This is a genomic window from Bradyrhizobium sp. LB11.1 (assembly GCF_040549385.1).
Taxonomy (GTDB): Bacteria; Pseudomonadota; Alphaproteobacteria; order Rhizobiales; family Xanthobacteraceae; genus Bradyrhizobium.
Map to the genome: position 1 here is coordinate 330,894 of NZ_JBEPTH010000002.1, position 21,308 is coordinate 352,201.

At 63.6% G+C, this 21,308-nt stretch carries 20 protein-coding genes and 1 tRNA gene; 17 read left to right on the forward strand and 4 right to left on the reverse strand.

Annotation, left to right across the window (positions count from 1 at the left end):
- Positions 1–213: 213 nt before the first annotated feature.
- Positions 214–927: a GntR family transcriptional regulator gene (locus ABIA96_RS05470; protein WP_354135999.1), complete on the reverse strand. Its 714-nt coding sequence runs from the start codon at positions 925–927 to the stop codon at positions 214–216.
- Between the two features lie 169 nt (positions 928–1,096).
- Here ABIA96_RS05470 and ABIA96_RS05475 point away from each other — a divergent pair, with 169 nt between their 5' ends.
- The 4 genes from ABIA96_RS05475 (at position 1,097) to ABIA96_RS05490 (ending at position 5,761) form a co-directional block, all read left to right on the forward strand.
- Positions 1,097–2,737, forward strand: a complete 1,641-nt coding sequence (locus tag ABIA96_RS05475) for a sugar ABC transporter ATP-binding protein (RefSeq protein ID WP_354136000.1) — start codon at positions 1,097–1,099, stop codon at positions 2,735–2,737.
- Positions 2,734–4,071, forward strand: coding sequence for an ABC transporter permease (locus ABIA96_RS05480; RefSeq protein WP_354136001.1), 1,338 nt, complete (start codon positions 2,734–2,736; stop codon positions 4,069–4,071). The genes ABIA96_RS05475 and ABIA96_RS05480 overlap by 4 nt, the downstream gene beginning before the upstream one ends.
- A gap of 37 nt (positions 4,072–4,108) precedes the next feature.
- On the forward strand, positions 4,109–5,026 hold the full coding sequence (locus tag ABIA96_RS05485; protein WP_502918802.1) for a substrate-binding domain-containing protein: 918 nt from the start codon (positions 4,109–4,111) through the stop codon (positions 5,024–5,026).
- Positions 5,027–5,167: 141 nt separating this feature from the next.
- On the forward strand, positions 5,168–5,761 hold the full coding sequence (locus ABIA96_RS05490; protein WP_354136003.1) for a DUF1349 domain-containing protein: 594 nt from the start codon (positions 5,168–5,170) through the stop codon (positions 5,759–5,761).
- Positions 5,762–5,869: 108 nt separating this feature from the next.
- Here ABIA96_RS05490 and ABIA96_RS05495 read toward each other — a convergent pair.
- Positions 5,870–5,946 (reverse strand) — tRNA-Met (locus tag ABIA96_RS05495).
- Positions 5,947–6,255: 309 nt separating this feature from the next.
- On the opposite strand from ABIA96_RS05495, the gene ABIA96_RS05500 reads away from it, so the two are divergent.
- From ABIA96_RS05500 to ABIA96_RS05520, 5 genes are all read left to right on the forward strand, one after another.
- Positions 6,256–7,701 (forward strand): coniferyl aldehyde dehydrogenase, encoded by a 1,446-nt coding sequence (locus ABIA96_RS05500; protein ID WP_354136004.1) that lies wholly within the window; start codon positions 6,256–6,258, stop codon positions 7,699–7,701.
- 114 nt (positions 7,702–7,815) lie between these two features.
- Positions 7,816–9,408: a GMC family oxidoreductase gene (locus ABIA96_RS05505; RefSeq protein WP_354136005.1), complete on the forward strand. Its 1,593-nt coding sequence runs from the start codon at positions 7,816–7,818 to the stop codon at positions 9,406–9,408.
- A gap of 178 nt (positions 9,409–9,586) precedes the next feature.
- On the forward strand, positions 9,587–10,099 hold the full coding sequence (locus tag ABIA96_RS05510; protein WP_354136006.1) for a CvpA family protein: 513 nt from the start codon (positions 9,587–9,589) through the stop codon (positions 10,097–10,099).
- 126 nt (positions 10,100–10,225) lie between these two features.
- Positions 10,226–11,008: an SDR family oxidoreductase gene (locus ABIA96_RS05515; RefSeq protein WP_354136007.1), complete on the forward strand. Its 783-nt coding sequence runs from the start codon at positions 10,226–10,228 to the stop codon at positions 11,006–11,008.
- Complete coding sequence (locus ABIA96_RS05520) at positions 11,005–11,994, forward strand: NADPH:quinone reductase (protein ID WP_354136008.1); 990 nt, start codon at positions 11,005–11,007, stop codon at positions 11,992–11,994. The genes ABIA96_RS05515 and ABIA96_RS05520 overlap by 4 nt, the downstream gene beginning before the upstream one ends.
- A gap of 3 nt (positions 11,995–11,997) precedes the next feature.
- Here the strand turns inward: ABIA96_RS05520 and ABIA96_RS05525 are convergent, their stop codons facing one another.
- Entirely contained in the window at positions 11,998–12,429 is a 432-nt protein-coding gene (locus ABIA96_RS05525; RefSeq protein WP_354136009.1) for a DUF3775 domain-containing protein, read from the reverse strand.
- 133 nt (positions 12,430–12,562) lie between these two features.
- Between ABIA96_RS05525 and ABIA96_RS05530 the strand changes: the two genes are divergently transcribed.
- The 6 genes from ABIA96_RS05530 to ABIA96_RS05555 all read left to right on the forward strand — a co-directional run bounded on the left by ABIA96_RS05530 (position 12,563) and on the right by ABIA96_RS05555 (position 17,808).
- Entirely contained in the window at positions 12,563–13,423 is an 861-nt protein-coding gene (locus tag ABIA96_RS05530) for an MBL fold metallo-hydrolase (RefSeq protein WP_354136010.1), read from the forward strand.
- 186 nt (positions 13,424–13,609) lie between these two features.
- Positions 13,610–14,452, forward strand: coding sequence for a fumarylacetoacetate hydrolase family protein (locus ABIA96_RS05535; RefSeq protein WP_354136011.1), 843 nt, complete (start codon positions 13,610–13,612; stop codon positions 14,450–14,452).
- A 136-nt stretch (positions 14,453–14,588) separates the two neighbouring features.
- On the forward strand, positions 14,589–15,200 hold the full coding sequence (locus tag ABIA96_RS05540) for a glutathione S-transferase family protein (protein WP_354136012.1): 612 nt from the start codon (positions 14,589–14,591) through the stop codon (positions 15,198–15,200).
- Between the two features lie 15 nt (positions 15,201–15,215).
- Positions 15,216–16,082 (forward strand): MBL fold metallo-hydrolase, encoded by an 867-nt coding sequence (locus ABIA96_RS05545; protein ID WP_354136013.1) that lies wholly within the window; start codon positions 15,216–15,218, stop codon positions 16,080–16,082.
- A gap of 125 nt (positions 16,083–16,207) precedes the next feature.
- On the forward strand, positions 16,208–17,365 hold the full coding sequence (locus ABIA96_RS05550) for an alpha/beta hydrolase (protein WP_354136014.1): 1,158 nt from the start codon (positions 16,208–16,210) through the stop codon (positions 17,363–17,365).
- Positions 17,366–17,454: 89 nt separating this feature from the next.
- Entirely contained in the window at positions 17,455–17,808 is a 354-nt protein-coding gene (locus ABIA96_RS05555) for a hypothetical protein (RefSeq protein ID WP_354136015.1), read from the forward strand.
- 69 nt (positions 17,809–17,877) lie between these two features.
- Here ABIA96_RS05555 and ABIA96_RS05560 read toward each other — a convergent pair whose 3' ends face one another.
- Positions 17,878–18,600: a hypothetical protein gene (locus tag ABIA96_RS05560; RefSeq protein WP_354136016.1), complete on the reverse strand. Its 723-nt coding sequence runs from the start codon at positions 18,598–18,600 to the stop codon at positions 17,878–17,880.
- A gap of 159 nt (positions 18,601–18,759) precedes the next feature.
- Here ABIA96_RS05560 and mbfA point away from each other — a divergent pair, with 159 nt between their 5' ends.
- Positions 18,760–19,731, forward strand: coding sequence for an iron exporter MbfA (mbfA, locus tag ABIA96_RS05565; protein WP_354136017.1), 972 nt, complete (start codon positions 18,760–18,762; stop codon positions 19,729–19,731).
- A gap of 93 nt (positions 19,732–19,824) precedes the next feature.
- Positions 19,825–21,297 (forward strand): amidase, encoded by a 1,473-nt coding sequence (locus ABIA96_RS05570; protein ID WP_354136018.1) that lies wholly within the window; start codon positions 19,825–19,827, stop codon positions 21,295–21,297.
- The last annotated feature ends 11 nt before the right edge of the window (positions 21,298–21,308 follow it).

Below are 21,308 nucleotides of genomic sequence, written 5' to 3' on the forward strand. Positions count from 1 at the left end.
CCGATACACAAGTGCCGACTTTTGAAGTCTACATTCCGATTGAGCGCTAAATCGCCCAGAGGGACGCACAACCATATTGGGAGGCTTCGGCGCCTCCTGCCCCACCCGTCGGCGCCTGACAGAGCCCCCCTAGGGGGGTTCTTGTTTTGGAATTGCGGTGCCAGTGCACGTAATCTGGCAACGGATGTAAGTGCGGCATCGTCATCGTAATTCCTAGCTCTCGAAGAAGCCGGGATGCTTCTCCACGAAGGCATGCAGCTCGCGCGCGACGCGATCGAGATGGTTCGCCATCTCGCCTCTGGCCCCGTCCGGATCGCGATCTGCAATCCTGCGGTAGATCGCCTCGTGCTCCATGTAAGTTCCTTTGAGCCGGCCCGGCTCGGGCAGCAGCGTGCGGCGAACACGTTCAAGATGAGTTCGGATCGGATCGAGAACTTCGCCGACGCGCGCGAGGCTCGGACTTTCGGTCATCTGGTGATGAAACCTGGTATCGAGCTCGTGGAAGCCTTCGAGGTCTCCGCTCGCGATCGCAGCTGTTTGATAGGCGAGATTCCGGCTGAGCGCGCCGATCGCATCGTCAGACATGCCGGCCGCGCAGACGCCGACGACCTCGACCTCGAGCGCGCGACGCATCAGCATCCACTGCCGCACGTCCTCGAGATGAATCCTGGCGACGTAGGAGCCGCGCTGCGGCTCGACCACGACGAGTCCTTCGAAGGCGAGCCTGTTGATCGCCGTCGTGATCGACAGCTTCGACACTTCGAAGAGCGCGCACCACTCGTTCTTGTCGATCGGCGTTTCAGGCGCGAGCGTGCCGGAGACGATGGCGTGCTTCAGCGCAAGATAGGCCTGATCGACTTTCGATCCACCTGCGCTGCGTCCGCGCGCTGGCTTCGCGCCGCCACTGAACCCGCCGATTGAATGCATGCTGTGTTCCCCCGGCCGATCTACACATTTCGATGCCGCGACGCCAATCGTGCGGCCAAAAGGCTTGACGAGCATCAACTGATATAACTAGCATATCAGTCAATAAGCAAAACGATCACCTGCGGCTCGATGTCTTCAAGGACCGACGGCACGCCGGGAGGAAAATCCAATGGAGACACGCTTCGGCGCGCTCGGGGCAGACGGCGAGCGCGGTGCGCCGCGCTCCTCTCGCGTGGTCGAGCTTGGCAGCCGTGCCGGCGTCCAGGGCGGACTCGCCGTGCTCTGCGCGGAGCGGGTCTCCAAATCGTTTGCCGGCGTGAAGGCGCTCCACGACGTCAGCTTCGATCTGCGCCACGGCGAAGTGCACGCGCTGATGGGCGAGAACGGTGCCGGCAAGAGCACTCTGATGAAGATCCTCGCCGGTGTGCACACGAGCTACGACGGCACCATTCTGGTCGAGGGCCATGCTGCGTCCTTCAGCGGCGTGCGCGATGCTGAAGAGGCCGGCGTCGCCATCATCCACCAGGAGCTCAACCTCGTTCCCGAGCTGAGTGTCGCCGACAATATCTTCCTTGGCCGAGAGCCGCTGATCGGCGGCGTGTTGATCGACCGGCGCCGGATGGGCAGGGCGGCCGAGCGCCTGCTGGCGCGCCTCGGCGTAACCATCGCGCCGGACACCAGGATTGCCGGCTTGCGCGTCGGCGAACAGCAGCTCGTCGAGATCGCCAAGGCGCTGTCGCTCAATGCGCGCATCCTCATCATGGACGAGCCGACCTCGGCGCTATCGTCGTCGGAATGCGACACGCTGTTCAAGATCGTGCGCCAGCTCGCGCGCGAAGGCGTCGCGATCATCTACACATCGCATCGTATCGAGGAGGTGCTGGAGCTTGCCGACCGCGTCACCGTGCTGCGCGACGGCCGGTGCGTGGTGACGGCAGGAATTGATGAACTCTCGCGCGGAGCCATCATATCGGCGATGGTCGGCCGCGAGATGGCCGCGAGCGAGCGCGGCGCGACGGCGCAGGACGGCGCGGTCGTCCTCTCGGTGCAGGACCTGACGCTTGATGCGCTCGGTCCGCACGGATGGCGGCGGACGCTGGGCGGCGTGAGTTTCGAGCTGAAGCGCGGCGAGATTCTCGGTGTCGGCGGCTTGCTCGGGTCCGGACGGACGGAGATCCTGGAGTCGATCTTCGGCGTGGCCCGCGGCTGGCGGACCGGCAGCATCGCGATCGACGGTGCGGCGGTCGACATCAACTCGCCCTCCGACGCCTACCATCTCGGCGTCGCGCTCGTCAGCGAGGATCGCAAGGAGCGCGGCCTGCATCTGGCCGCCTCGATCTGCGACAATGTCGCCCTGCCCTCGATCGGCGCGCTCTCACGATTCGGTCTGCGCGCGTTCGCCCGCGAACGCGCGCTCGCCGCCGACATGGTCAAGCGGCTCTCGGTTCGCTGCACCGGCATCGGCCAGGAAGCAGCCGCGCTGTCCGGCGGCAACCAGCAAAAGGTCGTGATCGGCAAATGGCTGGCGACCGAACCGCGCATCCTGCTGCTCGACGAGCCAACCCGCGGTATCGACATCGGCGCCAAACTGGAGATCTACCGGTTGATCTTCGATCTCGCCGGGCAAGGGCTCGGCATCATCGTGGTCACCTCGGAGATGCCCGAGCTGCTGCTGCTGTCCGACCGCATCCTCGTCATGTGCGAGGGACGGCAGACCGGCATCCTCGCACGCGAGAACGCGACGCAAGAGACGGTGATGCGTCTTGCAGCACCGGGGATGGCGAATTGGTCGCAGGACGCCGCATCATGAAGGCCATATTCCGCCTGCTCTCGCGCACCAAGCTCTATTGGGGCCTCCTGCTGATCTGCCTGATCGGCGCGCTCATCTCGCCGCACACGTCATCCGGCCACAACATCTTCCTGTCCTACGGCAACCTGACCGACGTGCTGCGCCAGGTCTCGATCACCGGACTGGTCGCGACCGGAATGACCATGGTCATCCTGCTCGGCGGCATCGATCTGTCGGTCGGCTCGGTGATGGGCTTCTCGACGGTGATCTGCGCGATGCTGCTGACCAAGCCCGGCTGGACTTCGGCGTCCGCGATGGGCGTGCCGGCCGCGATCCTCGTCGGCGGCGCTGCCGTGGCACTTGCTGCGCGCTTCGTGCTCGCCGGCCTCGCGCGTGGCCGCGATGTCAGCGCCGGACGGCGACGCGAGATCTCGCTGACACGCTGGCAGGGCACGGGCATTCCGGGATTGCTCGGCCTTGTCGCCGCGATCGCGATCGGATGGTGGACGACGAACCAGGTGCCAGCCAAATTCGGCGTTCTCGGTGTCCTGCTGATCGCGCCCTGCCTCGCGATGCTGCTCGGCGGCATCAACGGACTTCTCATCGTCGCCGGCCGGCTGCAGCCCTTCATCGCAACGCTGGCGATGATGGTCAGTGCACTCGGCATCGCGCGATTGACGGCCGGGTCCGACAACGCCGTGGTACCGGTCTACACCGGCACCAATGCGACCGAGGCCTTCGAGCTGCTGCGCTCGATGCTGTGGGGCGTATTGCCTGTTCCGAGCGTCTTCTTCCTTGCAGCCATCTGCCTGTTCGGCGCGATCCTGCGCTTCACCCCCTTCGGTCGTTATGCTTACGCGATCGGCGGCAACGTCGAAGCCGCAAAGCTTTCCGGCATCAAGGTCGCACAGGTGCAGCTCACGGCCTACCTGTTGTCGGGCCTTCTCGCGGGAATCGCCGGCGTGCTGTTCGTCGCGCAGTACCGGCAGGGCAAGCCCGACGCAGGCACCGGCCTCGAGCTCGACGCGATCGCCGCCGTCGTGATCGGCGGCACCAGCCTGATGGGCGGCCGTGGCGGCCTCGCCGGCACCTTTGTCGGCGTCCTGATCTTCGGCCTGCTCTCCGACATCCTGCAGCTTCAGAACATCGACTCCAACGTCCAGCTGGTGATGAAGGGGTTGATCATCGTCTGCACCGTGCTGGTGCAGGAACAGAATCTCGGCCAGCTCGTCGCGCGATGGCGGTTCCGCCGATCCGGCGAGGCACAGGCCGATCCGAAAACAGCCGAGACCCATCGGCTGCCAAGCGCCGCAAAGGCTCAACTCGCAAGGGAGGATCTCGATGAAGCGTCGTGAATTCCTGAAATTGTCGACCACCGCGGCGGGTGCCGCAATGACCATCTATCTGCCGGCAGGTTGGACACCTGCAAAGGCTGCCGGCAAGTCGAAAGTCGGCTTCAGCCAGTGCACCACGCTGGAGCCGTGGCGCGTGCAGTTCAACAAGGACATCCAGGCCGAGGCAAAGAACCATCCGGATATCGACCTCATCATTACAGATGGCCAGGACAAGACCGAGAAGCAGGTCGCCGATTGCGACAATTTGATCGTACAGCAGGTCAACGTGCTTCTGATCTCGCCCAAGGAATCAGCCGGCCTGACCGGCGTGGTCGAAAAGGCGATCGACGCCAAGATTCCGGTCATCGTGCTCGACCGCAACGTCGACACCAAGCGCATCACCCAGTTCATCGGCGGCGACAACGTCGCGATCGGCAAGGCGGCCGGCGCGCACGCGGTGAAGCTGCTCGGCGGTCCGGGCAAGGCGGCCGGCAACGTCGTCGAAATCTGGGGCGGCATGGGCACCCAACCCGCGCATGACCGGCACGACGGCTTCCATGCCCTCACCGACAAGGAGCCTGGCATCAAGTATCTGCTCAACAACCAGTCGGGCGACTGGAAGCAGGACAAGGCCTACGACATCATGACCACGGCGCTTCGCAACAACGAGAAGATCGACATGGTCTACGGCCATAACGATCCGATGGCCTACGGCGCTTATCTCGCCGCCAAGGACGCAGGCCGCGACAAGGACATCAAGTTCATCATCGGCATCGACGGATTGCCGGACGAAGGCGTCACCTGGGTCTCCAAGGGCCAGCTCACCGCGACGTTCCTCTACGCAACGCCCGGCGCGGAAGGATTGAGGCAGGCGGCAAAGCTGCTCAAGGGCGAGAAGCTCGAGCCAGTCATCACCTTGCCGACGATGCTGATCACCAAGGAGAACGCTTCGGAAATCCTGAAGAAGAATGGATAGCTCTGCCTTTGCTATGCCGAACTAGCGTTCGCGAGAGCCCGGTGCGTCAAATCTCGCACCGGGCTCTCCGTTCGCCGCGCAGCCGTCTTACCGTTCCGGATCGGCTTCCGGTGCGATCGGCCACTTTCCCCGAGGTTTGATATGAACGTTGCCGTCTTTGCCAGACAGGATGGTGTTTGGCTGAATGAACCGAAACGGTGGACCGCGCAGGGCGACAGCCTCGAGATCGTCACCGACAAGGCCACCGATTTCTGGCAAAGAACTCACTATGGGTTCTGCCGCGACAGTGGCCACTTTCTGGGTTTTCGGACCGCGGAGGCGTTTACTGCCGAGTTGCGCGTCCAGAGCGATTTTCAACAACTTTACGATCAAGCCGGCATCATGGTGCGCATCGACGCGGAGCACTGGGTCAAAGCCGGAATCGAGTTTTCGGACGGGCGCGCCATGCTTTCGAGCGTAGTGACCAACGTGCAGTCGGATTGGGCAACCGCCCCCTATGAGCACGATGCTGGTGATTTCTGGATGCGCGTCACCGTCGCGGACGGTGTTGTTCGATTGCAGGCGTCGGCCGACGGCAAAATCTGGCCACTCGTCCGATTGGCTCCCTTCACCACGGCGCAATCCTACTTCGTCGGACCTATGGCTTGCACACCCGAACGAGAGGGCTTGCAGGTCACGTTCACGAGATTTTCCCTGAAGCCGCCGCTCGGCAAGGATCTGCACGATCTCAGCTAGAACAGATCCACGCAACGGCACAGCAGAGGCGGACGGCGCCTGCCCCGCAAACAGAAATGGCCCGCTTCAAGCGGGCCATTTTCGTATCGGAACCGGTCGTTCCGAATCTGGTTGCGGGGATAGGATTTGAACCTATGACCTTCAGGTTATGAGCCTGACGAGCTACCGGGCTGCTCCACCCCGCGTTAAACCGTTGCGCACCTTCGCTTAAATGCCGGGGACGATGGATCAGGGCCGACGCCGTTGGCGTGGCTTGCTTCTCCCGTCCCGAAGGCTTCCTTGGAAGGCAATCCCGGGGCAAAGCCCGTCGGGTGCGAGGGGTATGTACCAACCCGGACCGCCTTTGGAAAGGGCTGACGGGACGTTTTTTTCGACTTTATGACAGGTCATGGCGCGGATTCCGGCCGATTTGCCACACACTTGCCAGAAGTTCCACAAACCGCCAGCTTGCGGCAATAAAACAGAGGCGAAACGCCGATTTGGGGAGGACCGCCATGAACAATACCTTGGATCGCCCCCTGACGAGCGCCCCGCTGGCGGCGCTCAACGACAGCTTCCAGGCCATGGTCGCGCGCTCGCGGGCCGAGCCAGCGCCCGATTGCGCCGGGCGGCTCGACCGGCTGGCGCGATTGCGCGCCGTGGTCGCTGATAACGAGGAGCGTTTTCGGCAGGCGATCTCGGCCGATTTCGGTCACCGCTCGGCGGTCGAGACCAATATCGCCGAGACGATGATGGTGTTCTCCGAGATCCGGCATGCGACAAAACATCTGAAGAGCTGGATGGCGCCGCAGCGCATCGCGACGGCGCTGCAATTCCTGCCCGCGCGCAACCGGCTGATGCCGCAGCCGCTCGGCGTCGTCGGCATCATCGCGCCCTGGAATTATCCGCTGCAGCTGACGCTCGCGCCCGCCATCGGCGCCATCGCCGCCGGCAACCGCGTCATCATCAAGCCGAGTGAGCTCGTCCCGCACTTCTCGGCGTTGTTGAAGGAGACGGTCGCGCAAAAATTCGACGCCACCGAGCTGCTCGTCACCGGCGTCGAGGACGAGATCGCAAAGGGTTTTGCAAGTTTGCCGTTCGATCATCTCGTCTTTACCGGCTCGACCCGGATCGGGCGGCTGGTCGCGGAGGCGGCGGGGCGCAATCTGACGCCTGTCACGCTGGAGCTCGGCGGCAAGTCGCCGGCGATCATCGATGCCTCCGCCGACCTCGACGAGGCGGCCGAACGCATCGCCTACGGAAAACTGCTTAATGCCGGGCAGACCTGCATCGCGCCGGACTATGTGCTGGTGCCGGACGGCGCGTTGCAGGCCTTCACTGAGAAGGTGCGTGCGCAGATGCGGCGCATGTTCGGCACCGATCCCGCCAACAAGGACTACACCTCAATCATCTCCGATCGTCACTATGCGCGACTCGAAGGGCTGGTCGCCGACGCCGCGCAGCGCGGCGCAAAGATCCTGCAACCGGCGAAGGCGAACGATCCGAACTGGAAGGCGCACCGCAAATTCCCGCCGACGCTGATCGTCGGCGCGACCAAAGACATGGCGGTGATGCAGGAGGAGATCTTTGGTCCCGTGCTGCCGGTGCTCGGCATTCGCGACCTGGCAGACGCCATCGCCTTCATCAACCGCCGCGACCGGCCGCTGGCGCTGTACTGGTTCGGCAGGGATAACGACGCGCGCGACGAGGTGCTGGCGCGCACAATCTCCGGCGGCGTCACCATCAACGACTGCCTGTTTCACTTCGCGCAAGCCAACCAGCCGATGGGCGGTGTCGGCGCATCCGGCACCGGCGCCTATCACGGCGAATGGGGTTTCAAGACGTTCAGCAAGCTGAAGCCGGTGTTTTATCGCTCCAAGTTCAACCGCCTCGCCGATCTCTATCCGCCCTATGGCGGCAAGATCGCGCGGCTGGAGAAGATGATGCGGTTCATGTCGTAGCTATCCGTCATTGCGAGCGCAGCGAAGCAATCCAGACTGTCACCGCAGAGGGATTCTGGATTGCTTCGCTGCGCTCGCAATGACGACAAGAAAAATACAATGGGGGAAGCATCAATGACTGACACATTCGATTTCATCGTCGTGGGCGCGGGCTCCGGCGGTTGCGCGCTGGCGGGGCGGTTGACGGAGGATGCGGCGACATCCGTGGCCCTGCTCGATGCCGGTGGACGCAACGACAATTGGCGGATCACCACGCCGTTCGGGCTCGCTTTGCCATACAAGGCGGCCAATTGGGCCTTCGATACCGTGCCGCAGAAGGGATTGAACGGCCGTATCGGCTATCAGCCGCGCGGCAAGGGCCTCGGCGGCTCCTCGGCGATCAACGCCATGGTCTACATCCGCGGCCATAAATGGGACTACGACCACTGGGCCTCGCTCGGCAATGAAGGCTGGTCGTACGCGGACGTGCTGCCCTATTTCAAGCGCTCGGAGAACAACACCGATTTCGACGGGGAGTATCACGGCAAGGGCGGCCCGCTGCATGTCAACAGGCTGCGCTCGGACAATCCGATCCATGACATCTTCCATCAGGCCGCGCGCGAGGCGCAGTTTCGCATCCGCGACGACTTCAATGAAGCCGACCACGAAGGGCTCGGCAGCTACCAGGTGACGCAGCACAAGGGCGAGCGCTGGAGCGCGGCGCGCGCCTATCTGCAGCCCCACATGGACAAGCGCGCCAATCTGGGCGTCGAGACGGGGGCGCATGCCACGAAAATCCTGTTCGAAGGTGGGCGTGCGGTCGGCATCGAATATCTGCAAGGCAAGCGGACGAAACAGCTGCGCGCCCGCCGCGAGGTGATCCTCGCCGGCGGCGCCTTCCAGTCACCGCAATTGCTGATGCTGTCGGGCATCGGCGATGGCGAGGCGCTTGGCAAGCACGGCATCGGCGTCGCGCATCATCTGCCGGGCGTCGGGCGCAATCTGCAGGACCATCCGGATTTCGTGTTCGTCTACGCCTCCGACTATCCGCATTTCGTTCACGCCTCGCTTGGCCGGGTGCCATCCCTGCTCCGCGCCATCCAGCGCTACCGCCGGGAGCGACGTGGCCTGATGACTACCAATTTTGCCGAGTGTGGCGGCTTCCTGAAGAGCAGCCCCGACCTCGACGTGCCGGACATCCAGCTGCACTTCATCATCGCGATGCTCGACGACCACGGCCGCAAGAAGCACAAGGAGGCAGGCTTCTCATGCCATGTCTGCCTGCTACGGCCGAAGAGCCGCGGCAGCGTCTGGCTGAAAAACGCCGATCCGCTCGCAGCCCCCATGATCGATCCGAACTTTCTCGGCGAGGCGGAAGATCTCGAGACGATGGTCGCCGGCTTCAAGACCACACGGCGGCTGATGGAGACGCCCGCGATGCGCGCGCTGCAGAAGAAGGACATGTTCACGTCCGACGTGCGAACGGACGACGACATCCGCGCCATCCTGCGCAACCGCGTCGACACCGTCTATCATCCGGTCGGCACCTGCAAGATGGGCGCCGATGCGATGGCCGTGGTCGATCCGAAGCTGAGGGTGCACGGCGTGGACGGCCTGCGCATCGTCGACGCCTCGATCATGCCGACGCTGATCGGCGGCAACACCAATGCGCCGACCATCATGATCGGGGAGAAGGCGGCGGATATGATCCGGGCGGAGATGCGATAGCTCTTCTCCCTCTCTCCCCGTTCTGACGGGGGAGAGGATTTCTTTACCGGCGTCGAATAGTCCTGAATGGACGCAATCCTGAGCTGCTGAAGCCAAAAAAAGAATACAGACGATTTTAGCGATCTGAAACCGAATGACCGGTTCGCCGTTCATTCGTTCCATCGGCAGGGTTTCGCTCATGAACAGTTTCGATCTCGCCGTCTATGCCGCGCTTGTCGTCGCGATCGGCTTCGGCTTCAGGACCGGCCTGCTCCGCAGCGCCATGACCATCCTCGCGTATCTCCTCGCCGCCCCCATCGCGGTTTCGCTGATGCCGATGGTCGTGCCACAAGTTACAGGCAATCCGAATGCACCGCTGTTCCAGAACTGGATCTGGTTCTTCGGCATCTTCGTGGTGGTCGGCATGTTGCTGGGATATATCGGCCGTTTCGTGCTGGACGACACGGTCCGCGAGGCCGGGATCGGCGACCGGCTTGGCGGCGCCGCGCTCGGCGCCATCAGGGTTGGCCTCGTCGCCACCACGCTGGTGCTGGTGTTCGACCAGATCGTGCCGGCCAACCGCCAGCCGCCCTTCCTCGCCGGCTCGCAGTTGCGGCCGCTGTTCTCGGCGGTCGGGCAGATGGGCTTCAAGTCCTTGCCGCCGGAGGTCGCCGCCGCGATCGACCGCCTCAAGCAGGAGCGGCGCATCTAGTCCGCATTTGCATCGCCCTGCCGCGCGCCATGCATTTTGACGCGGCTCCGTCCCTTATCAGCGGCACAACTCTTGGCTAGAGTGCCGCCCATCCAAAAACCTGCCTGACATTACGGGAGTGAAACTGTGGATCTTGGGATCAAAGGTCGCCGCGCCATCGTCTGCGCATCCAGCAAGGGCTTGGGGCGCGCTTGCGCCATCTCGCTGGCCGAGGCCGGCGTTGACGTCACGCTGACCGCACGCGGCGCCGATGCGCTGAAAAAGACGGCCGACGACATCCGCAAGGCCTATCCAAGCGTGAAGGTCACCGAGATCGTCGGCGACATCACGACGCCCGCGGGGCGCGAGGCCGTGCTCAAGGCCTGCCCCGAGCCGGACATTCTTATCAACAACGCCGGCGGCCCGCCGCCCGGCGATTTCCGCAACTGGACCCGCGACGACTGGATCAAGGCGATCGACGCCAACATGCTCACGCCGATCGAGCTGATCAAGTCGACAGTGGACGGCATGATGGCGCGCAAGTTCGGCCGCATCGTCAACATCACCTCGGCCGCGGTGAAGGCGCCGATCGACATCCTCGGCCTCTCCAACGGCGCGCGCGCCGGCCTCACCGGCTTCATCGCCGGCCTGTCGCGCAAGACCGTGATCAACAACGTCACCATCAACGGCCTGCTGCCGGGCCCGTTCGAGACGGATCGTCTGCGCAGTACCGCGAAGGGCGAATCCGAGAAGCGCGGCATCACGCCGGACCAGGTTCTGGCCGAGCGCGCCAAGCTCAATCCCGCGGGCCGCTTCGGCGATCCCGACGAGTTCGGCTATGCCTGCGCTTTCCTGTGCGGCGCCAGGGCCGGCTTCATCACCGGCCAGAACCTCCTGCTCGACGGTGGTGCCTTCCCGGGCACGCTGTGAGAGCGGTCTGGTACGAGCAAACAGGGCCGGCCGTCGACGTTCTCACCTATGGTGAGATGGCGACGCCGGTCGCGGGCCCAGGCGAAGTTCGCATTCGCCTGGAAGCCTCCGGCGTCAACCCGGCCGATGTCGGCCGGCGCGGCGGCAGCTACCGCGCGATGGATTACGAGCGCGTGATTCCGAACAGTGACGGCGCGGGCTTTGTCGATCAGATCGGCGATGGCGTGACGCGCTTCAAGATTGGCGACCGCGTCTGGCTGTTCAACGGCCAGCGCAACGGCCGCGCCTTCGGCACGGCTGCTGAATACATTGCGCTCGCCGAGCCACTGGCGACGCCGCTTCCGGACAATCTCTCCTTTGCGGAAGGCGCGACGCTCGGCATTCCCGCGATGACCGCGTGGTGCTCGCTGTTTGCGGACGGACCAGTCGTCGGCAAGACCGTGCTCGTTACCGGCGGTGCCGGCGCGGTCGGGCATTATGCCGTGCAGCTCGCCAAATGGGGCGGTGCGCAGGTGATCGCGACCGTCAGCTCGGCGATGAAGGGCGAGCAGGCGCGGCACGCCGGCGCGGATCTCGTGGTCAATTATAAAGACGAGGACGTCGTCGCCAAGGCGATGGCCTTCAGCGGCGGACGCGGCGTTGACCGCGTGGTCGATGTCGATTTCGGCGGCAACATCGCGACGACGCTGAAATTGATGGCGATGAATTCCACCATGGCGGTCTACGCCACCAACGGCAACCGCACGCCTGTTGTCCCGATGCGCGAGCTGATGGAAAAGTGCATCTCGCTCCGCGCGCTGGTGTTGTTCGCACTGCCATCGGCGCTGCTCGCCGCGGCGCAGGCCGACATTTCGAAATGGCTCGCGGCGGGTCCGCGCATCCACAACGTCGCGGCGCAGTTCGCGCTGTCCGATACGGCGCAGGCGCATCTCGCCGTCGAGAAGGGTGACAAGCTCGGCACCGTGATCGTCGACTGCGCGCGTTAAGGGTTACGACACCGGCGTGGTCCGCTCGTCGGTCCAGTCGATGCCGAGTTCATCCATGCCGTCGGCGAGCAGATCACCCAGCATCGGCTCACCCAGCAGATAATGCACCGCTTCGCGCCGGGGCGCTTTGTATTCGGCGCGCGCCTCGGCGGCGCGGGCACGCAGATCGCCCCACTCATCCACGGTGCCGTCGCCGCGACCGAGCCACATCAGCGTGACCAGATCGAGCTGCTCGTCCTCGTTCATCGCCTGGATGAAGCCCGCGAGCTCGGCTGCAACCGGATCGGACGAATTGTCCTCCAGCACGTCGGTCTCACCGTCGTCGGCGGCGTTGGAGCCGGAATCCGGATCGGAGTCCGCCTCCTTGACGTCGAATTCGCGCGCCTTCTCGATGATGAAGGCGACCTTGTCGGCGGAAATCGCAAGCTCTGGCATCGGCGCTCCCTCGGCCGGTCGTCCGGCTGGTTTTGGTTCCTGCGATAACGCAACATCACGACAGATGATCCATTGCGTTCGACGGCGGAAGGCCGCATCTTTCGCGAAAGCAAGAAAATGGGGGGCACGCCCGATGCAGTGGAAGGTCGGCAAGGTCAAAATCACCAAGGTGGTCGAATTGGAGACGGTCGGCTCGACCCGCTTCATCCTGCCTTTGGCGAGCAACGACGAAATCCAGAAACTGCCGTGGCTGATCCCGCATTTCGCCACCGAGGAAGGCCGGCTGAAAATGTCGATCCATTCGCTGGTGGTGGAGACGCCGTCGCGCCGGATCGTGGTCGATACCGGCCTCGGCAACGACAAGCAGGGCCGCAACGTCCCGACCTGGAATAACCGCAACACGCCATTCCTGGAGATGATGACGGCAGCGGGCTTCGCCCCTGACAGCGTCGACACCGTGCTGTGCACGCATCTTCATGTCGATCATGTCGGCTGGAATACGAAGCTTGCCAACGGCAAATGGGTGCCGGCCTTCCCCAGGGCGCGTTACGTGTTCGGCCGCACCGAATACGAGCATTGGCGGAAACATTCGACCGAGCCGGACAAGCAGGCCGTATTTAACGATTCCGTGAAGCCGATCGTCGATGCCGGCCGCGCCGATCTGATCCCGAGCGATCACCGGCTCAACGACGAAATCAGCATGATCCCGACGCCCGGCCACAGCCCCGGCCATATGAGCATCCTGATCCGGTCGGACGGCGAACAGGGGCTGCTGACCGGCGACGTCGCCCATCACCCCTGCCAGATGGCGCATCTCGGCTGGTCCTCCACCGCGGATTCGGACCAGGCCCAATCGGCCGCGACGCGGGCAGCGCTATTCGGCCGGTTTGCCGATACCCCGACGCTGGTGATCGGCGGACATTTTTCAGCCGGGCATATTCGGCGCGAGGGAAATGCGTTCAGGTTTGTCGCGCTGCAATCATCGCAATCGTAGGGTGGGAAAGCGAAGCGCGCCCACCGTCACGGGCCATGAGACGAAGTTGGTGGGCACGGTGCAAGCGCGCCTTTGCCCACCCTGCAAGGAAGGGCTGCAATGCGCTCCTTTTGAGCGGTTGAATTTCCCGCCGCCCTGTTCCATGAAGCTATTTAACCGATCAGTCCATCCAAGGGAGAAACGAGAATGAAGCTTGTTCGTTACGGCGAAAAGGGTGCGGAAAAGCCCGGCCTGATCGACAAATCCGGCCAGTTGCGCGACCTGTCGGCGCATGTGAAGGACCTCTCCGGCGAGGCCTATTCGCCGGACTCTCTGAAGAAGCTCGGCGCCATCGACCCGGCCTCTCTGCCCGCCGTCTCGGGCAAGCCGCGGTTCGGCGCGCCCGTCACCGGCATCTCGAAATTCGTCGCGATCGGCCTCAATTACAGCGACCACGCCAAGGAGACCGGCGCCGCCATTCCGACCGAGCCGATCATCTTCATGAAGGCCAACACCTCGCTGTCAGGCCCGAACGATAAGGTCGAGAAGCCGCGCGGCTCGACCAAGCTCGACTGGGAAGTCGAGATCGCCGCCATCATCGGCACTCAGGCAAAATACGTCTCGGAAGCCGATGCGCTGAACTATGTCGCCGGCTATTGCGTCTGCAACGACGTCTCCGAGCGCAATTTCCAGACCGAACGCCTCGGCCAGTGGACGAAGGGCAAGTCGCACGACACGTTCGGCCCGGTCGGCCCCTGGCTCGCCACCAAGGACGAAATCAAGGACGTGCAGAACCTGTCGATGTGGCTCGACGTCAACGGTCAGCGCCGCCAGACCGGCTCGACCAAGACCATGATCTTCTCGATGGCCAAGTGCATCTCCTATGTCTCGCAGTTCATGACGCTGCTGCCGGGCGACATCATCACCACCGGCACCCCGCCCGGCGTCGGCCTCGGCATGAAGCCGCCGACCTTCCTCAATGTCGGCGACATCGTCACGCTCGGCATCGAAGGCCTCGGCGATCAGCGCCAGGAGATCGTTGCGGCTTAAGGCCGCGATCACCGCCGTCACTGCGAGGAGCGAAGCGACGAAGCAATCCAGACTATTTCCACGGAGACAGCCTGGATTGCTTCGCTTCGCGCGCAATGACGAAAATCAATTGCCGGTCACCCCGCAGGATATTCCCATGAAGCTCTCCTTCTCCGCCGCCTCGCCCTTCGCCCGCAAGGTGCGCATTGTTGCGATCGAGCTTGGGCTGATCGACAAGATCGAGTTCACGCCCGCAACCGTCGCGCCCGGCACGGTCAACGAGGACTATTCGCGCATTACGCCGCTGAAGAAGCTGCCGGTGCTGATCACCGATGACGGCGACGTCATCCTGGATTCCTATGTCATCGTCGAATATCTCAACGAGATGGCCGGCGGCAGCCTGATCCCGGATTACGGTCCGCGGCGCTGGAAAGCCAAGACCAATCACTCCCTGATCAACGGCATGCTCGATTCCATGCTGCTGTGCCGCTACGAGAAGATGGTGCGGCCGCAGGGCCTGCAATGGCAGGCGTGGTCGGACGACCACTGGAACCGGGCCTGGACCGGCATGGCGCGCTTCGAAAACATGCCTGAGGTTCTGAACGGCCCGTTCGACATCTCGCAGATCGGCCTCGTTTGCGTGCTCGGCTATGCCGACTTCCGCTTCGCCGATTGCGGCTGGCGCAAGGCCTATCCGAAACTCGACGCCTTCCATCAGAAGATGCTGGAGCGGCCCTCCGTGAAGATCTCGGTGCCGCCGGCTGCATAAACCGCGGGAGTTCTCATGAGTCTGAAATACTCGGCCGGCGATCTTACCATCCATCGAATCATCGAGCAGGAAACCACCTTCCTGCCGGCGCTGGATTTGTTGCCCGGACTCACGGCGGACGTTCTCGCCGAGAACCGCCCGTGGATGAAAAAGGCGAAGGCGCTGGATGACGAGGACGTCCTGATCCTTTGCTTCCAGTCCTACGTGATCAAGACCCCGCATCACACCATCCTGGTCGATAGCTGCATCGGCAATGACAAGCCGCGTCCGCGACCGAAGTGGAACATGAAGACCGACGACACCTATCTGCGCGGTCTCGCCGGCGCGGGCTTCTCGGTCGAAGACATCGACTTCGTGATGTGCACGCATCTCCATGTCGATCACGTCGGCTGGAATACGCGGATCGAGAACGGACGCTGGGTGCCGACCTTCCCCAAGGCGCGCTATGTGTTCGCCAAGCAGGAGTTCGACTACTGGACCGAACAGAATGCGAAGGCGGAGGTCGCCCCCTTCGCCGATAGCGTGCTGCCGGTGGTCGAAGCCAAGCGGCATGAGATCGTCGGCAACGACCACCAGATCGGCGATCACGTCCGTATTCTGCCGACGCCGGGCCATACGCCCGGCCATGTCGCCTTCACCTTCGGCCGCGGCAAGGACGACGCTGTCTTCAGCGGCGATCTTATGCATTCGCCAATCCAGACGCTTTACCCGGAGATGTCGGTCAAGTTCGACGTCGATCAGGCGCAGGCGGCAACGACGCGCCGCGGCTTCCTGGAACGCTATTGCGACACCGATACCCTGTGCTGCACAGCGCATTTCCCCTCGCCGTCGGTGGGGAAAATCAGGCGCAAGGGCAGCGGGTTCGTGTGTGAAGCCGCTTAGCGGGATGCCGTAGGGTGGGCAAAGCGAAGCGTGCCCACCATCTCGGGCCAGCAGGAAAAGATGGTGGGCACGGCGCGCAAGCGCGCCTTTGCCCACCCTACAATTCTACCCGTGTGGAGACAGCATTGACATCACTCCCCGACATCCCTCTCCCCGCCGGCATCCGCTCGCGTTATGTCGACGGGATCAACGGCTTGCGCATGCATGTGCTCGAGGCCGGCTTCGAGACCAAAGGCCGTCCCTGCATCCTGCTGCTGCACGGGTTTCCCGAGCTCGCTTTCTCCTGGCGCAAGGTGATGCCGGCGCTGGCTGCTGCCGGCTATCACGTGCTCGCGCCGGACCAGCGCGGCTATGGCCGCACCACGGGATGGACCGCGGATTATGACGGCGATCTCACGCCGTTCTCTCTCCTCAACCTCGTTCGCGACGCGCTCGCCCTGGTGTCGGCGTTCGGCTACAAGCAGGTCGATCTGGCCGGGCACGATTTCGGCAGCCCGGTCGCGGCCTGGTGCGCGCTGATCCGGCCCGATGTCTTTCGTTCGGTGACGTTGATGAGTGCGCCATTCGGCGGAGCGCCGCCGCTGCCGTTCAACACCGTCGATGACGCGGCGAAGCCCGTGGTCGAAGACCCCGTGCATCGCGAACTCGCCGCACTGCCGCGTCCGCGAATTCACTATCAATGGTACTATGCGACGCGCGCCGCCAACGCCGACATGCAGCACGCCCCGCAGGGCGTGCATGATTTCCTGCGCGCCTATTATCATCACAAGAGCGCGGATTGGATCGACAACAAGCCCACTCCGCTCAAGTCGTGGTCGGCGGGCGAACTCGCAAAGCTGCCGACCTATTACGTGATGGACGCCGGCGAGACCATGGCCGAGACGGTCGCGAAGGAGATGCCCTCGCCCGCCGCAATCGCTGCCAATCAATGGCTGTCGGACAGCGACCTCGCTTTTTACAGCGCCGAGTATGGCCGCACCGGATTCCAGGGTGGGCTGCAATGGTACCGCTACGGCACGTCAGGCACGCTCAACAACGAGATGCAGCTGTTCTCGGGGCGCAGCATCGACGTGCCCTCCTGCTTCATCTCCGGCAAGCAGGATTGGGGCACCTATCAGCGCCCCGGTGTGTTCGAGGCGATGCAGGGGCACGGTTGCACTAAGATGCTCGGCTGCCATCTCGTCGACGGCGCCGGCCATTGGGTGCAGCAGGAGCAGCCCGCCGCGGTCAGCCGGCTGTTGCTCGACTTCCTGGCGGCGACCGGAACCCGCGACGGCCACTAATTAAGCTCCAGACTCCGTGGCCGGGAACATTCGGCAATGGCTGGCGTTGCGGGATGCCGGCGTTGCGTCCGGAGTTATGGAGAACTTCTATGGAAAAGAAGATTGCCGGGCTATTGGGCGCTGTAGCGGCCCTCAGCGCCGCGGGTTCCGTCCAAGCTACGCCTGCCCCGACAGACATCCTGAAGGCAAGCTCGTTCGCGGAGTTGCTGCAACCGATACCGAACGCAGCCGCGACGCTGCAGGCCGTCGATGAAGCCGCGCCGATCCCTCCGCCGGAAAACGTTCAGCTCGCGCAGTTCTACCACCATCATCACCACCACCATCATCATCATAGTTTCTACCGTCGCTATGCACCGCGGGTGGTCGTGGTGCCGCGGCGGTACCGCCATCACCACCACCATCACCATCACCACCACCACCACAGCTTCTATCGCGGCTACTAAGCGACACGGAACGGAAATCAGGGCCCGCGGGCCCTGCTTTCTTATCGGCGATGCGCAATCACAATGAGTCTACTCGTCCCGCGCGTTCTCTTTGGCTGCGCGATGCAAATGCCGATAGGTGCCGTCGAAAACCGTATCCGTCGACGATGTCCATTCGGTCCCAGCGGAAAGCGTCGGGCGGCTGTTGTAAATTCGCCTTGCCTGTAGCTCGCGCTCTGACGCCTCCTCTACATCCATCTGCTCGAGTTCGAAGTTGGCCTCCTCCGGAATCACGATGATCTGCGCAAACGGCTCGTTGGGCCTGAAGATGTGAGTGCGGCCTTCGGCTGGCGCCTTGAACACGGTGAAGAACAGCATGGGCCACCAGTTGCGAACCAGTGCCGGCACCGCAATCGGCACTGTATCGGTGCGATCCGTATAGAACCGCGGATGCGGTTCGGTCCGGATCGCCATTCCCTTTTCGACCTTCAGGTCGAGCAGGATCTGATAGGTGTAAAAAACATCGCCAAAATTGCGAAACGGCGGCCACTGCACGCCGCTGTCCGGCGGATCGCCCCAATCGGCTTCGAGAACCAGACGCCCCTCCCTGGTGCTGACATGGAGCTCAAAATCATAGGGATAGAACAGCTCGATGCCGTATTGCGCGCCCTCGGAAAACGGCACGCAATGCCAGACCTGCTCGCGGGAGCCATCGGCCCGCGGCGCGCGTTTGCCAGCCCATCCGGGGATTTCAAGCTTGGTTCGCCGCGGCGCCAGCCGCGGATCGTTCAAACGGAATTTGACCTTGCCCATGAAAGCCCCATCGATGCCGAAATTTCCCGGTTCAGAAACGACCGGGAGCGGTAGCGGGTTCCCTCGCGCAGGAACTGAAAAATCGTGCCTTGGAATTGACCTCAAGGAACGGCCTCTTTATAGATTAGAACAATTCTAAACTACTGATCCAGGACCGCCGTGAAGAGTTTTGCCGATTTGACTGAGCGCGAGGTGCTTGCGGTCGCGATCTCCTCCGAGGAGCAGGACAGCCGCATTTACATGAGCTTCGCCGAGGACCTCCGGGAACGTTATCCGGATACGGCCAAGATCTTTGAGGAGATGGCGGAGGAAGAGCGTGGCCACCGGCATCGCCTGCTCCAGCTTTACGAAGAGCGTTTCGGCCCGCATTTGCCGCCGATCCGCCGCGAGGACGTCAAAGGCTTTCTGCGCCGGCGCCCGATCTGGCTGACCAAGAACCTGCCGCTCGACACGATCCGCAAAGAGGTCGAGACCATGGAGCTCGAGGCCGAGCGTTTTTACGCGCGTGCCGCCGAGCGGGCCGAGGATGTCGGCGTGCGCCGCCTGCTCGGCGATCTCGCCGAGGAAGAGAAGCACCATGAGAATCGCGCGGTCGCGCTCACCGACGAGATTTTGAAGCCCGATGTGCGCGCGGAAGAAGACCGCACGCGGCGACGGATGTTCGTGCTGCAATATGTGCAGCCGGGCCTCGCCGGCCTGATGGACGGATCGGTCTCGACGCTGGCGCCGCTATTCGCAGCGGCCTTCGCCACGCACCAGAACTGGCAGACATTTCTGGTGGGCCTCGCTGCCTCGATCGGCGCCGGCATCAGCATGGGCTTTGCGGAAGCGCTGTCAGACGACGGTTCGCTCACCGGGCGCGGCTCGCCCTGGCTGCGCGGCATCACCTGCGGCGCGATGACGACGCTCGGCGGGCTCGGCCACACCATACCCTTTCTCGTGCCCGACAGCTGGGCCAACGCGTTCTGGGTCGCCACGGGAATCGCGGGCGTCGTCGTGTTCTTCGAACTATGGGCGATCGCCTTCATCCGCTCGCGCTACATGGATACGCCGTTCCTGCAGGCCGTGTTCCAGATCGTACTCGGCGGCGCGATCGTGCTGGCGGTGGGGATATTGATCGGGGCGGCGTAACTCCGCATCACGCATGGCAATCGCGATCAAACGGCGGTTGCGGCGTTCAGCCAAACTGCGCATCATCCCTCCAGTGAAGCGCAGGAGCATGTCGTGGCGAAATCGGAATGGGGTTACAAGAGCGCGGTCGAGCTGTCGGCCGCATTGACGGCGAAGAAGGTCTCCGCGGTCGAGCTCACGCAGGATGCGATCGACCGCATCGAACGTCACGACAGCAAAGTCAACGCGATCTGCGTTCGGGATTTCGACCGGGCTCTCGACGCCGCGCGCACAGCTGACGCAGCACTGGCCCGCGGCGAGCGGAGGCCGTTGCTCGGCCTGCCGATGACCGTAAAGGAATCCTACAACATCGCCGGCCTGCCGACGACCTGGGGCAATCCTGCGCAAAAGGACTTCATTGCCAAGGAAGATTCGCTGCCCGTGACGCGGGTAAAGGACGCCGGCACCATCATTCTCGGCAAGACCAACGTGCCGCTCGCGCTCGCCGACTGGCAGAGCTACAACGACGTCTACGGCACCACGAATAATCCCTATGATCTCGGCCGGACGCCCGGCGGCTCCTCCGGCGGTTCATCTGCGGCGCTTGCTGCGGGCTATGGCCCGCTGTCGATCGGCTCCGACATCGGCGGCTCACTGCGCGTGCCGGCCTTCCATTGCGGCGTCTACGCCCACAAGCCGACTTTCAATCTCGTCGCCATGCGTGGCCACGTGGCACCGCCGGCGCCGCCTTTGCCGTTCGAGCGTGACCTCTCGGTGATAGGTCCGATGGCGCGAAGCGCCGCCGACCTCTCGCTGCTGCTTGACGTCATGGCCGGGCCCGATCCGATCGAGGCTGGCATCGCCTACAAGCTCGATCTCCCCGCCGCGCGTCATACCGCATTCAAAGACTTTCGCGTGCTGGTCATCGACACCGATCCGTTGCTGCCGACCGACACCGCCGTGCGCAGTACCATCAACAAGCTCGCTGACAACCTCGCCAGGGCTGGCGTGAAGATCGAACGGAGCAGTCCGCTGCTGCCGGATTTCGCGGCATCGTCGCGGCTCTATATGCGCATGCTGATCTCGTTCCTGGCCGCAGGTTTCGCGCCTGACGTCTATGCCGGCGCCAAGGCGGCCGCGGCGGCGCTTCCCGAAAGCGACACCAGCCTTGCTGCCGAGCGGCTCCGTGGCGTCGCGCTGAGCCATCGCGACTGGGTGGTGGCGAACGCCGGGCGCACGCGACTGCGCGCGCAGTGGCGCGAGCTGTTCAAGACTTATGACGCGGTGATTTGCCCCATCATGCCGACGCCGGCCTATCCGCACGACCATTCCCCGGACCAGGAAACCCGCCGGATCAAGATCGACGGCAAGGAGCACGTCTATCCCGACCAGCTCGCCTGGCCCGGCGTCGCCACGCTCCCCGGCCTGCCCGCGACCGCGATCCCGACTGGCTTTGCGCCGGACGGACTGCCGGTCGGCGTCCAGATCGTCGGCCCATGGCTGGAAGACCGCACGCCGCTGAAACTGGCCGAGCTGATCGAGCGTGAATTCGGCGGATTCGTGCCGCCGAAGATGTTCGATGATTGAATGAGGCCTCG

Bases quoted from the DNA above. Each gene is read 5' to 3' on its own strand.
- ABIA96_RS05505 (WP_354136005.1), top strand. From the start codon at position 7,816: ATGACTGACACATTCGATTTCATCGTCGTGGGCGCGGGCTCCGGCGGT.
- ABIA96_RS05510 (WP_354136006.1), top strand. From the start codon at position 9,587: ATGAACAGTTTCGATCTCGCCGTCTATGCCGCGCTTGTCGTCGCGATC.
- ABIA96_RS05500 (WP_354136004.1), top strand. From the start codon at position 6,256: ATGAACAATACCTTGGATCGCCCCCTGACGAGCGCCCCGCTGGCGGCG.
- ABIA96_RS05535 (WP_354136011.1), top strand. From the start codon at position 13,610: ATGAAGCTTGTTCGTTACGGCGAAAAGGGTGCGGAAAAGCCCGGCCTG.
- ABIA96_RS05560 (WP_354136016.1), bottom strand. From the start codon at position 18,600: ATGGGCAAGGTCAAATTCCGTTTGAACGATCCGCGGCTGGCGCCGCGG.
- ABIA96_RS05530 (WP_354136010.1), top strand. From the start codon at position 12,563: ATGCAGTGGAAGGTCGGCAAGGTCAAAATCACCAAGGTGGTCGAATTG.
- ABIA96_RS05470 (WP_354135999.1), bottom strand. From the start codon at position 927: ATGCATTCAATCGGCGGGTTCAGTGGCGGCGCGAAGCCAGCGCGCGGA.
- ABIA96_RS05540 (WP_354136012.1), top strand. From the start codon at position 14,589: ATGAAGCTCTCCTTCTCCGCCGCCTCGCCCTTCGCCCGCAAGGTGCGC.
- ABIA96_RS05525 (WP_354136009.1), bottom strand. From the start codon at position 12,429: ATGCCAGAGCTTGCGATTTCCGCCGACAAGGTCGCCTTCATCATCGAG.
- ABIA96_RS05480 (WP_354136001.1), top strand. From the start codon at position 2,734: ATGAAGGCCATATTCCGCCTGCTCTCGCGCACCAAGCTCTATTGGGGC.
- ABIA96_RS05545 (WP_354136013.1), top strand. From the start codon at position 15,216: ATGAGTCTGAAATACTCGGCCGGCGATCTTACCATCCATCGAATCATC.
- ABIA96_RS05555 (WP_354136015.1), top strand. From the start codon at position 17,455: ATGGAAAAGAAGATTGCCGGGCTATTGGGCGCTGTAGCGGCCCTCAGC.
- ABIA96_RS05475 (WP_354136000.1), top strand. From the start codon at position 1,097: ATGGAGACACGCTTCGGCGCGCTCGGGGCAGACGGCGAGCGCGGTGCG.
- ABIA96_RS05485 (WP_502918802.1), top strand. From the start codon at position 4,109: ATGACCATCTATCTGCCGGCAGGTTGGACACCTGCAAAGGCTGCCGGC.
- ABIA96_RS05490 (WP_354136003.1), top strand. From the start codon at position 5,168: ATGAACGTTGCCGTCTTTGCCAGACAGGATGGTGTTTGGCTGAATGAA.